Below are 11628 nucleotides of genomic sequence, written 5' to 3' on the forward strand. Positions count from 1 at the left end.
GGCCGTGGTCTGCCAAGCAAGTCCCAAGCAGCGCCCCAAAAACTCAAACAATCGGGATCTGACCCCAATTGATTTCAGGAGCCGCGATACGTCGAATAACTCCAGGGGCTGGCGAGCAGGGGCACGTGGTAGTGCTGGTCTTCGTGCGCCACGCCAAAGTCCAGCGACACGCGGTTCAAAAAATTAGGCTCGGGCAGTTCTACACCTTTGGCTTTGAAGTAGTCGCTCACATTGAACACCAGGCGGTAGGTGCCTTGGCGCAGGCTGTCGTGCGCGTACAGCAGGCCGTCGGGGTTGCGGCCGTCGTGGTTGAGGGTGAAGCTTTTGACCAAAGTGGCCTGCTCGCCCTGTGTGGTGTACAGGGCCACTTGCATGCCCGCTGCGGGGCAGCCGTGCATGGTGTCCAGAACGTGTGTGCTCAATCCCATGGTGTGGCTCGCTTTCGTCGGGGAGGATGGAAAAGGGGATTTACAGGGCTTGAAATGGGTGTGCGGCCCGCTTTCGAAATGGCCTTCAAAATAGCCTTCAAACCAGTCGACCGAAGTGTATACAATTTTAACCTCCAAGGCTATGATGGCGACCAACAAGACCAAAACACCTGGGCACAGCCCCTCAAAGGGACCGCGAGACATGGACATATCCACCACGCACCACATCGTCGAATCGCTCACCCGCGCCATCGTGGAGCACCGGCTTTTGCCCGGCTCCAAGTTGGCCGAGCAAAAACTGGCCGACCACTTTGGCGTGTCGCGCACTTTGGTGCGTCAAGCCCTGTTTCAACTGTCGCAAAACCGCTTGATTCGGCTGGAGCCTGCACGCGGCGCGTTTGTGGCCGCGCCCTCGGTGCAAGAGGCGCAGCAGGTGTTTGCCGTGCGCCGCATGCTCGAGGCCGAGATGACCCGCGCCTTTGTGCAGCAGGTCACACCGGCACAAATTGCCTCGCTGAAAGATCACATCCGGCAAGAGCGTGAGGCGGTGACACAAGGCGACATCACCGGCCGCACCGAGTTGCTGGGCGACTTCCATGTGCGCATGGCCGAGTTGATGCACAACGATGTGCTGGCGCAAGTGCTGGGCGACTTGATCTCGCGCTGCGCCTTGATCACGCTGATGTACCAGTCGCGCAACGAGGCCGAACACTCCACCGACGAGCACGTGGGCATCGTGGCCGCGCTCGAAGCCAAGAACTCGGAGCTGGCCGTTCGCCTGATGCACGAACACCTGCTGCACGTTGAGGCCTGCCTGACCTTCGACCGCAAAGTGCCCACCCACGACATCTCTTTGGCCTTGGCCTGAACTTTTCCATTGCCCGCCATGCGCACCTACGACAGCACCTTGCCCTACCCCCGCGACTTGAAGGGCTACGGCCGCCATGTGCCCCACGCGCAGTGGCCTGGCGGCGCGCGCATCGCGGTGCAGTTTGTCTTGAACTACGAAGAAGGCGGCGAAAACTCGGTGCTGCACGGCGATGCGGGCTCCGAGCAGTTTTTGTCCGAGATGTTCAACCCCGCGTCCTTCCCCGAGCGGCACATCAGCATGGAAGGCATCTACGAATACGGCTCGCGTGCGGGCGTGTGGCGCATCCTGCGCGAATTCGAAAAACGCCAACTGCCGCTGACCGTGTTTGGCGTGGCCACCGCGCTGCAAAAGCACCCTGAACTGACGGCGGCTTTCCAAGCCTTGGGCTACGACATCGCCTGCCATGGCCTGAAATGGATTCATTACCAACACATCGACGAAGCCACAGAACGCGCCCACATGGCCGAGGCGATGCACATCATTCAAGAGCTCACCGGCGAAAGGCCCTTGGGCTGGTACACCGGGCGCGACAGCCCGAACACCCGCCGCTTGGTGGCCGACTTTGGCGGCTTTGAGTACGACAGCGATTACTACGGCGACGACCTGCCGTTTTGGATGAAGGTGCGCAAAAGCGACGGCAGTGTGGTGCCGCAACTCATCGTGCCCTACACGCTGGACTGCAACGACATGCGCTTTGCGCTGCCCCAAGGCTATTCGCACGCCGACCCGTTTTTTCAGTACATGAAGGACACGTTTGACGCGCTGTACGCCGAGGGTGACCCAGACACCGAAAAGGGGGGTGGCAACGCCCCCAAGATGATGAGCATCGGCATGCACTGCCGTCTGCTGGGACGCCCGGGCCGCATCACCGCGCTGCAACGCTTTTTGGACCACATCCAGTCGCACGACAAGGTCTGGGTGGCCCGGCGCATCGACATCGCACGGCATTGGAAGGCGACACACCCTTATGCAGAGTGAACGCCTTACTCCTCCTGCTGGAACGCCTCGCTTGCGCGATGGCTCGTGGACCACCTCCGCCCCTATCGCCCACAGGGTGGGCTCCTACAAAAAGACAACGGCCTATTCAAACCTTCACGGAAATACCCATGCCCTTGACACTTGAACAACTCAACAGCGCATCGCACGCCGATGCCGCGCAAATGCTGGACGGCCTGTATGAGCACTCGCCCTGGATCGCCGAACAAGCGCTCAAGCAACGCCCCTTCACCTCGCTGGCCCACCTCAAGCACGCCATGTGCGAGGTGCTGGCGCACGCCGGGCGCGAGGCGCAGCTCCGCCTGATCCGCGCCCACCCCGAGCTGGCGGGCAAGGCCATGGTCAGCCAAACGCTGACCAGCGAATCGACCCTCGAACAGACCCAAGCGGGCCTGATCCATTGCACGCCCGAAGAGTTCGCCAAGATTCAACAACTCAACGCCGACTACAACGCCAAATTCGGCTGGCCCTTCATCCTGGCGGTGCGCGGCCCGCGCGGTGTGGGCTTGCGCAAAAAACAGATCATCGAGGCCTTCGAGCGCCGCCTCTTTGGCCACCCCGACATGGAGTTGGCTGAGTGCCTGCGCCACATCCACCGCATCGTCGAAATCCGCCTGAACGACAAGTTTGGCGTGGTGCCCACGCTGGGCCACCAGGTCTGGGATTGGCAAGAACAACTGGCGCAACACAGTGACCCCGGCTTTGCTGAAGAAGGCCAACTCACCGTCACCTACCTGACCGACGCGCACCGCGCTTGTGCCCAGCGCATCACGCAAAGCATGCGCGACTGCGGCTTTGACGAGGTCTACACCGACGCCGTGGGCAATGTGGTGGGCCGCTACCACCCTGCCACAGCGGGGGCAAACGAGCCAGCGCCGGGCCGCCCCAAGCTGGCGATCACCCCCTCGGGGGGCAGCGAACCACACGCAGTGGGGAGCGTGGGGGCACGGTACCTGATGACGGGCAGCCACTACGACACCGTGCGCAACGGCGGCAAATACGACGGGCGCTTGGGCATTTTTGTGCCCATGGCCTGCGTGCAGCAGTTGCACCAACAAGCCAAGCGTTTGCCCTTTGGCATCGAAGTGGTGGCCTTTGCCGAAGAAGAAGGCCAGCGCTACAAAGCCACCTTTTTGGGCTCGGGTGCGCTGATTGGCCAGTTCAACCCCGCTTGGCTGGACCAGCAAGACGCCGACGGCATCACCATGCGCGCCGCCATGCAGCACGCGGGCTTGAACATCGACGACATCCCCCAAATCCAGCGCGACCCGACGCGGTACCTGGGCTTTGTCGAAGTGCACATTGAGCAAGGCCCGGTGCTCAACGAAGTGAACATCCCGCTGGGCGTGGTCACCTCCATCAACGGCAGCGTGCGTTACCTGTGCGAGGTCTTCGGCACCGCCAGCCACGCAGGCACCACCCCCATGGACCGCCGCCGCGACGCGGCCTGCGCCGTGGCCGAACTCGCGCTCTACATGGAGCAACGCGCCACCCAAGACGGCGACAGTGTGGCCACCATGGGCCAGCTGCAAGTGCCCAACGGCTCGATCAACGTGGTGCCGGGCCGCTGCCTGTTCAGCCTGGACATGCGCGCCCCCACCGATGCCCAGCGCGACGCGCTGGTCGCCGACGTGATGAGCCAGCTCGACCAAATTGCCGAGCGCCGAGGCGTGCGCGTCAAAGCCGAGCTGACCATGAGCGCCAACGCGGCCCCCAGCGCCCCCGAATGGCAAGCGCGCTGGGAACGCGCGGTGAGCGCCTTGGGCGTGCCGCTGTTCAAACTGCCCAGCGGCGCAGGCCACGATGCGATGAAGCTGCACGAAGTCATGCCGCAAGCCATGCTGTTTGTGCGCGGCGAAAACGGCGGCATCAGCCACAACCCACGCGAATCGACCACCAGCTGCGACATGCAACTGTGTGTCGACGCCTTCACCCATGTTTTGAACCAACTTACAGCGGAATTGTCATGAGCGCCCCCAACGTCAATCAAGAAACTCAATACCAACAACTCGACGCCTGGATCGACGCGCACTTTGACGAGCAGGTCAAGTTCATGCAAGCCCTGGTGCAGGTGCCCACCGACACCCCACCCGGCAACAACGCGCCCCACGCCGAGCGCACCGCCGAGCTGCTGGCCCCCATGGGCTTTGTGGCCGAAAAGCACACCGTGCCCACAGCCGAGGTGAAAGCCTATGGCTTGGAGTCCGTCACCAACCTGATCGTGCGCCGCAAATACGGCGAAGGCAAAACCATTGCCCTGAACGCCCACGGCGACGTGGTGCCCCCGGGCGAAGGTTGGACACACCCGCCCTATGGCGGCGAAATCCACAACGGCGCCATGTACGGCCGCGCCACGGCAGTCAGCAAGTGCGACTTCTCCACCTTCACCTTTGCCACGCGCGCGCTCGAATCCCTCAAAGCCCCATTGAAGGGCGGCGTCGAACTGCACTTCACCTACGACGAAGAGTTTGGCGGCGAAATGGGCCCCGGCTGGCTTTTGGCCAAGGGCCTGACCCAACCCGATCTGATGATCGCCGCAGGCTTCAGCTACCAGGTCGTCACCGCACACAACGGCTGCCTGCAAATGGAAGTCACCGTCCAAGGCGAGATGGCGCACGCGGCCATCCCCGACAGCGGCACCGACGCGCTGCAAGGCGCGGTGCACATCTTGAACGCCCTGCACGCCCTCAACACGCAATACCTGCAAGTCACATCCCAGGTCGAAGGCATCAGCCACCCTTATTTGAACGTGGGCCTGATCGAAGGCGGCACCAACACCAACGTGGTGCCCGGCAAAGTCAGCTTCAAGCTCGACCGCCGCATGATCCCCGAAGAGAACCCCGCAGAAGTCGAAGCCAGCATCCGCCAGACCATTGCCGATGCGGCGGCGAGCTTCAAGCCGCCACGCGGTGGCCATGTGCTGAAAGTGGATGTGCGCCGCATGCTGCTGGCCAACGCCATGAAACCCCTGCCCGGCAACAAGCCACTGGTGGACTCGATTCAAAAACACGGCGGCCAAGTCTTTGGTGAGCCCATAGCCGCCATCGGCACACCGCTGTACACCGACGTGCGCCTGTACGTGGAGCGCGGCATCCCCGGCGTGATCTACGGCGCAGGCCCGCGCACCGTGCGCGAATCCAACGCCAAACGCGCCGACGAGCATGTGCAACTGCAAGACCTGCGCCGCGCCACCAAGGTGGTGGCGCGCACCTTGCTGGATTTGCTGACGTAAGCCAAAAGCATACCTGGCCGCTGAAATTTCAACATGGCCACACCCCAAGCCCACATCAACCCGTCCATGCTCCGCTGGGCGCGTGGCCGTGTGGGCATTGATTTGCAAACCGCCGCCAAGGCGGCACACGTCAAGCCCGAGCAACTGGAGCGCTGGGAAATGGGCGATGGTTTGCCCACCTTCAAGCAAGCGCAAAACGTGGCCCATGCGCTGCATGCGCCGTTTGGTTTTTCTTTTTGCAGCAGCCACCAGAAGCCGCACCGCTGCTGCCCGAGCTGCGCACGCTCGGTGGTGCTGCGGTTGAAAAACCCAGCGTCAACCTGATCGAAACCATCCAGCACGCCCTGCAGCGCCAAGCTTGGTACGCCGATTACCAGCAAGAACAAGGGGGCCAGACCTTGGCCTTCGTGGGCAAATTCAAAGTCAGCACCAGCCCACGCACTGTGGCAGCCGATATTCGGCAAGTGCTGGGCGTGGACCTTGAACAAGGCCAACGCCAGTCGGATGTTTACCACCGCGAGCTGATACAGGCGGCTGAGCAGGCGGGTATCCTCGTCATGCGCAGCGGCATTGTGGGCAACAACACGCGCCGCAAACTGGACGTTGGCGAATACCGCCATGCGGGTTCCAAAAACAGCATGCGCCTTGCCAAAGCCGTCATCGCTGAAGCTTTCAGCGGGCGGCTCTTGCTGCGAGTCGCGGGCAAGCTGCGGCTTTAACACGTTCAGGCCAAGGTCGGTCATGAAGGGGTGCACCGTGATGCCCCCCCATACGCAAACTTGGTATGCAGCAAGTCTTTGAGCAACACAAGCGCAAGGCTTTTGTCGGACGCCGACACCAAGCTCACTACACTTGCAACTTTGGTTAAAAAGGGGCATCGATCCCAGTCCTTATGGAATTCATCAGCCTTCTGTTCATTTTGGCCACGGCCATCCACTGGCTCAATGTCCAAGGTCAGCGCAAACGCACGGCTTTGCTGGCCGAACAACTGCGCCCCTACCAAATCGAAAAACACATGGCCCAACTGACCAGCGCCTACATGCGCGCCTTGGGCGAATCCGACCCAGAGCGGCAGCAACAAATCATGCAACTGCAAGAGCAGGACGAACGGCAAATCGTCGCCGAGTTTCAAAATTTGGCCCGCGAGTTTGCCAAACTGCCTGCCCCGACCACTCGGGGCTTCAAACTCGCACTGCCCTTTGTCGATCAGCTCTCACCCAAAGCCAGCTTTGACATGCGCCGTCTGCTGGAAGTGCATGCCCAAGGCATTGAAAGCGCCGTGAACAACGTCCAAGGCTTGGGCACCAAAGCGCGTTCTTTTCGCATGATGGGCGAGATGTTTTTGATGCAGCACAGTTGCCACTGGTTTTGCCGCTCCAAAACCATCGCTTCAGCGCGCATGCTGGCGCAGCACCAAACCCGTTATGAACAAGCGCTCGACGCCGTGAGCGCCGAGACGCGCCAAGCTTATTTGGCCGTGCTCAACCGATGATCCGCCGCAACTGAGCTTGCCCTCAAGTGCGCGCCCAAGCCGTGCGCAGCGCATAGGCGCACCAAGCCACCGCCGTGTTGGCCTCTTGCAACACGCGGCCCATGGTGATGAAGCCGTGAATCTGCCGCTCAAAACACAGGTATTGCGAGGACACCCCCGCCCGGCTCAGGGCGTCGGCATACAACAAACCCTCGTCGCGCAATGGGTCAAAACCCGCGGTGAGCACCCATGCGGGCGGCAAATCGGAGTGTTTGCTGGCCAACTGCGGCGAGGCACGCCAGTCGAGCGCGTCTTGCGGGCCGCGCAGGTAGTGGCCGCTGTACCAGGCCATCGACTCGCGCGTGAGCATGTAGCCTTGGCCGTTGACCCGGTACGAATCGGTGTCGGGGGCCATCAGGGTGCTGGGGTAAATCAGCAACTGCATGACCGGTTTGCAGCCCAGATCGCGCAAACCCAAACAGGCCGCTGCAGCCAAATTGCCTCCTGCACTGTCGCCCCCCAAGGCGATGCGCTCGGGGTCTATGCCCAAAGTGGCCGCTTGGGCGAGCACCCATTGCCAAGCCGCCACCGCATCGTCGTAGGCTGCCGGAAATTTGTGTTCAGGCCCCAAACGGTAGTCCACCGCCACCACCACACCCCCGGCTTGTTGGCACAGGCTGCGGCACAGCACATCGTGCGTGTCCAGATCGCCAATGGTCCAACCGCCGCCATGCAAATACACCAACGCTGGCAGGGCCAAGCCAGCCCCCGTCGGGTGGTAGACCCGCAGCGCAATGGCCACGCCCGCATGACTGAATTGCAAGTCTTGCACCCGCCCGACCTCGGGCGCATCGGGCTGGGTAAAGCTGCGCCGAGCGCGGTAAGTGGCCCGCGCCTCGGCGGGCGTTTGCGTGTAAACCGGGGGAATGCCCTTGTCACTGAGCAAGGTCATCAAGGCTTGGGCTTGCGGGTCGAGCATGAGGCACTCCTGAAAGTTGGGGTCAATTGGGGCCAATCGCCAAAGACGAGCCAGACTGCATTTAACATCACCCCGGTCGCAGGCCAGCACAATGCGCCATGCGGTGACAGCGGCTCCACCCCATGTTGAGGGCAATTTTTGGCACCTCAGCTCTTTTGATCCATTTCCACGATGGGCAGGTAAAACATGAAGTCCAGTTTCAAGCGATCCCCCACCAGGCTGGCGTTCGGGCTTGGTGCCGCAGGCTTGGTGTGCAGCAGCGCAGCTTGGGCGCAGGCACCCACTGCCCTGCCCCTTTGGGAAATCGGTGCTGTTGCGCTGGGCGTATCGCAGCAAGCCTACCCGGGATCAGACCAAAACGTGGGACGCGGTTTGGCCTTGCCATTTTTCATCTACCGAGGCCAAGTGTTGCGGGCTGACCGAGGCTCCTTGGGTGTTCGGGCCATGAAAAGCCCCAGCTTTGAATTGGACTTGGGTGCTGCGGCGGCTTTTGGCTCCAACAGCGAGGACATCTCTGCACGCCAAGGCATGCCCAACTTGGGCACCTTGATCGAGCTGGGCCCTCGCCTCAAATGGAAGCTGGGCAGCGCGCCAGGCGGGGGCACCTGGCGCGCTGAGTTCCCTTTGCGCGCCGTGTTTGACCTGAGCGACGATGCGGCCCACCGCGGTTGGTCTTTTGAGCCCGAGCTGGCCTTCGAACGCCGCGCAAAAGGCGGCTGGCGCTACAGCACCACGCTGGGCCTGATCGTTGCCGACCAAGCACTGGCCGCCACCTTCTACCAAGTCACACCTGAGCTGGCCACCTTGACACGCCCTGCGTACACAGCCCAAAGCGGCTTGCTGGGCTGGCGACTGGGCACGTCGTTTTCGCGCAGCCTGAACCCGGACTGGCGCATGTTCGGTTTTGCCCGCATCGACAGCGTTGCGGGCAGCGCCAACCAAAACAGCCCCTTGGTGCGTCAGACCACTGGGGCCTCGGTGGGCCTGGGCGTGGCCTACACCTGGATGCGCTCAAGCGAACGCGCAGGCGACTGAGCCGCCAAGCTTGCCCGCAACAGCACGGCCTCTCAGCCACCCAGGCCCTGGGCATGACCAGCGGCGCGCAGCCATGCATGGCCATGCACCGGCGCGCTGACAACGCTCACAACGCCTTGCCGCATTTACAACGCCTTGCCGCACTGGCCGCACTTACCGCACTGGACTCGCAATGACCCCAACCCCGTCATCGCGAGGCACGAAGCGATCCAGCGTTGGCCGCGTCGCTGAGCGCCCGGCCAAGACGGGCCTTAAGCGCTGACTTTGCCGATCGCGCAGCTCACCATCGACTTGGCCTGCGCCAAGCCCGATTGAAAACCGGCCACCGAGCCTTTTTCGGGGTAACCCATGCTGCGCAGTTTTTCAAAAATGGTGCTGCGCTCGGCCTCATCGGCCACCAGCGTGATGCGTTGCAGCTCGCGGTCGATCTGCACCTCGCTCACCTCTGCCACGCTGGCCAAGCCCTTGCGAATGGTGTTTTCGCAGCCGCCGCATCGGATGTTTTCGACGTCAAAGCTCAAAGTGTTGTTCATGCTGGGGTCCTTTCAAAGACAGCCGTTGTGTTGTTTCCAAATGGTCTCGTGGCCCATGGCTTTGGCGAAGGCGGGCACTTGGCAGCGCTCTTCTTCGCTCACCGCCGTGTCCTGGGGTGCGCCCTGCACGGCGGGGTGGTGCATGCCGCGCAAGTCGGGGCCTTGCATGACCCAGCCGGCCACCACCACCATCACCGCCACAAAGCCCAGCAACACCAAGGCTTGGCCCCAGTGCCCGCCCGCACCGGCAGGCGGTGTGTAGCGGCAGGTGCCGCCGGGGCAAAGTTGGGCTTGTGCGGGGCGCAGCCAGTCGTGCAGCTTGCAGCCAATGCAAATGCCAAATGCGGTTTCAAAAAACATCAGCAACAAACAAGCGCCACACACCAGCATGTTGAGCGGCCAAATGCTGCGCTCAATCACCAGCAAATACATCATCCACAGGCCCAGCGCCAAGCCAATGCCCCAGGCAAAGCGCTTTTGGGGCGCGCCCACGTATTCGGGCTCTTGGCCGCGCACGACCCACTGGCCGAGGATCATGGCCGGGGCCCAGCGCGGGTTGACGAAGAGGCGAATGCCGAACTCGATCACAAAGGCCACCACAAACACCTGCGTGGTTTTGAATTGGCCCAGCAGCAAGGCCTGTGCAAACGCGGCAAAGGCCACCACAAACAAAATACCGGCGCTGGCGCGCACCGCGCGTTCGTTGAACACGGGCACCGCGTAATCGGGCAGGGTCTGGCCAAAGGCAAAAAATGGGGTTTTCATGCGGGCAGTATGCGGCGCGGCAGCGCTTTCTCATATGATTTGAATCACATGAACACCGCCCCCCAGACCCGCGCTTGCTCGACCTCTTGCCCCCGGCCCTGTTGGCCGAATGCGAGGCGCTGCAGTGGCGCAAAGGCGATCGCTTGTTTGCCACAGGCCAGCGCCCGTGCCATTTGTTTTGGGTGCACACAGGCCAAGTGGTGCTCGAGCGCGGCACGGCCAACGGCGCCAGCGTGGTCTTGCAGCGCACGCACCAAGGCTTTGTGAGCGAAGCCAGCCTGCAGTCACCGCGCTACCACTGCGACGCCGTGGTGGTGGTCGATGCGCACATCACCCGCGTGCCGGTGCCTGCGCTCTTGCAAGCGCTCACCGACGACCCGGCCTTTGCCCTGCGCTGGATCGGCATGCTCAACCAAGAAGTGCGCCGCTTGCGCTTGCAGTGCGAGCGCCTGAACCTCAAAGGCGTGCAAGCGCGTGTCTTGCACTGGCTCGAGACCGAAGGCACAAACGGTTGTTGCGCCGTGACAGCGGGCTACAAATCGATGGCCGCCGAACTGGGCGTGAGCCACGAAGCGCTGTACCGCGCCTTGGCCGATATGGTGGAGGCGGGCTTGGTGTTGCGCCATCCCGAGCGTTTGTGTTTGAAGGCTGGCTCACCGCCATGCTCCCCGTAGGCGCGGTCTCTGACCGCGGTGCGCCCCGCAGGAGCGGTCTCTGACCGCGATACTGCCCGTAGGAGCGGTCTCTGACCGCGATGACTTGGTTTCAAGCGATCCATCGCGGTCGGAGACCGCTCCCACAACTCAAGGAAAACAGACGGCGTGCCGCCCGCAGGCAACACGCGCTGCTTGGCCAAAAGAGGGCCATCGGTCCAGCGCCCGAAACATGGCCAAGATGGCAGACGCGCGCTGGCTGCTGCGCGACTGAAAAAACCTGAAGGTTTTTTGAAGGCCGGCTCACCGCGATGCGCCCCGTAGGAGCGGTCTCTGACCGCGATGACTTGGTTTCAAGCGATCCATCGCGGTCGGAGACCGCTCCCACAACTCAAGGAAAACAGACGGCGTGCCGCCCGCGGGCAACACGCGCTGCTTGACCAAAAAAGGGCCGTCAGTCCAGCGCCCGAAACATGGCCAAGATGGCAAAGGCGCGCTGGCTGCTGCGCGACTGAAAAAACCTGAAGGTTTTTTGAAGGCTAGCTCACCGCCATTCTCCCCGTAGGAGCGGTCTCTGACCGCGATGACTTGGTTTCAAGCGATCCATCGCGGTCGGAGACCGCTCCCACAACTCAAGGAAAACAGACGGCGTGCCGCCCGCGGGC

The 11628-nt window shown here is 62.4% G+C and carries 13 protein-coding genes; 9 read left to right on the forward strand and 4 right to left on the reverse strand.

Annotation, left to right across the window (positions count from 1 at the left end):
* Nucleotides 1–74: 74 nt before the first annotated feature.
* Complete coding sequence (gene uraH, locus ACIQ39_RS01435) at nucleotides 75–428, reverse strand: hydroxyisourate hydrolase (RefSeq protein ID WP_396432823.1); 354 nt, start codon at nucleotides 426–428, stop codon at nucleotides 75–77.
* 202 nt (nucleotides 429–630) lie between these two features.
* Here uraH and ACIQ39_RS01440 point away from each other — a divergent pair, with 202 nt between their 5' ends.
* From ACIQ39_RS01440 to ACIQ39_RS01470, 7 genes are all read left to right on the forward strand, one after another.
* Nucleotides 631–1296, forward strand: coding sequence for a GntR family transcriptional regulator (locus tag ACIQ39_RS01440; RefSeq protein ID WP_396432824.1), 666 nt, complete (start codon nucleotides 631–633; stop codon nucleotides 1294–1296).
* Between the two features lie 18 nt (nucleotides 1297–1314).
* Nucleotides 1315–2277: an allantoinase PuuE gene (puuE, locus tag ACIQ39_RS01445; RefSeq protein ID WP_396432825.1), complete on the forward strand. Its 963-nt coding sequence runs from the start codon at nucleotides 1315–1317 to the stop codon at nucleotides 2275–2277.
* A gap of 128 nt (nucleotides 2278–2405) precedes the next feature.
* Complete coding sequence (gene uraD, locus ACIQ39_RS01450) at nucleotides 2406–4265, forward strand: 2-oxo-4-hydroxy-4-carboxy-5-ureidoimidazoline decarboxylase (protein WP_396432826.1); 1860 nt, start codon at nucleotides 2406–2408, stop codon at nucleotides 4263–4265.
* Nucleotides 4262–5527, forward strand: a complete 1266-nt coding sequence (locus ACIQ39_RS01455) for a M20 family metallopeptidase (RefSeq protein WP_396432827.1) — start codon at nucleotides 4262–4264, stop codon at nucleotides 5525–5527. Before uraD ends, ACIQ39_RS01455 begins: the two co-directional genes overlap by 4 nt.
* A 33-nt stretch (nucleotides 5528–5560) precedes the next feature.
* On the forward strand, nucleotides 5561–5851 hold the full coding sequence (locus ACIQ39_RS01460; protein ID WP_396432828.1) for a multiprotein-bridging factor 1 family protein: 291 nt from the start codon (nucleotides 5561–5563) through the stop codon (nucleotides 5849–5851).
* Complete coding sequence (locus ACIQ39_RS01465) at nucleotides 5764–6246, forward strand: hypothetical protein (protein WP_396432829.1); 483 nt, start codon at nucleotides 5764–5766, stop codon at nucleotides 6244–6246. Before ACIQ39_RS01460 ends, ACIQ39_RS01465 begins: the two co-directional genes overlap by 88 nt.
* A gap of 173 nt (nucleotides 6247–6419) precedes the next feature.
* Nucleotides 6420–7019: a hypothetical protein gene (locus tag ACIQ39_RS01470; protein WP_396432830.1), complete on the forward strand. Its 600-nt coding sequence runs from the start codon at nucleotides 6420–6422 to the stop codon at nucleotides 7017–7019.
* 22 nt (nucleotides 7020–7041) lie between these two features.
* On the opposite strand, the gene ACIQ39_RS01475 is transcribed toward ACIQ39_RS01470, so the two are convergent.
* Nucleotides 7042–7977: an alpha/beta hydrolase gene (locus tag ACIQ39_RS01475; RefSeq protein WP_396432831.1), complete on the reverse strand. Its 936-nt coding sequence runs from the start codon at nucleotides 7975–7977 to the stop codon at nucleotides 7042–7044.
* A gap of 186 nt (nucleotides 7978–8163) precedes the next feature.
* Here ACIQ39_RS01475 and ACIQ39_RS01480 point away from each other — a divergent pair, with 186 nt between their 5' ends.
* A complete protein-coding gene (locus tag ACIQ39_RS01480) occupies nucleotides 8164–9012 on the forward strand; it encodes a MipA/OmpV family protein (protein ID WP_396432832.1) in 849 nt (282 codons plus the stop codon).
* Between the two features lie 251 nt (nucleotides 9013–9263).
* Here ACIQ39_RS01480 and ACIQ39_RS01485 read toward each other — a convergent pair whose 3' ends face one another.
* Nucleotides 9264–9545 carry a heavy-metal-associated domain-containing protein gene (locus ACIQ39_RS01485; protein ID WP_396432833.1) on the reverse strand — a complete coding sequence of 94 codons (282 nt, stop codon included), beginning with the start codon at nucleotides 9543–9545 and terminating at the stop codon, nucleotides 9264–9266.
* 12 nt (nucleotides 9546–9557) lie between these two features.
* Complete coding sequence (locus ACIQ39_RS01490) at nucleotides 9558–10310, reverse strand: DUF4395 domain-containing protein (RefSeq protein WP_396432834.1); 753 nt, start codon at nucleotides 10308–10310, stop codon at nucleotides 9558–9560.
* 74 nt (nucleotides 10311–10384) lie between these two features.
* Here ACIQ39_RS01490 and ACIQ39_RS01495 point away from each other — a divergent pair, with 74 nt between their 5' ends.
* The gene (locus ACIQ39_RS01495; RefSeq protein ID WP_396432835.1) at nucleotides 10385–10984 is read left to right on the forward strand and encodes a Crp/Fnr family transcriptional regulator; all 600 of its coding nucleotides are present in this window, start codon (nucleotides 10385–10387) and stop codon (nucleotides 10982–10984) included.
* The last annotated feature ends 644 nt before the right edge of the window (nucleotides 10985–11628 follow it).

The organism is Limnohabitans sp. (assembly GCF_044361645.1).
Classification (GTDB): domain Bacteria; phylum Pseudomonadota; class Gammaproteobacteria; order Burkholderiales; family Burkholderiaceae_C; genus Limnohabitans_A.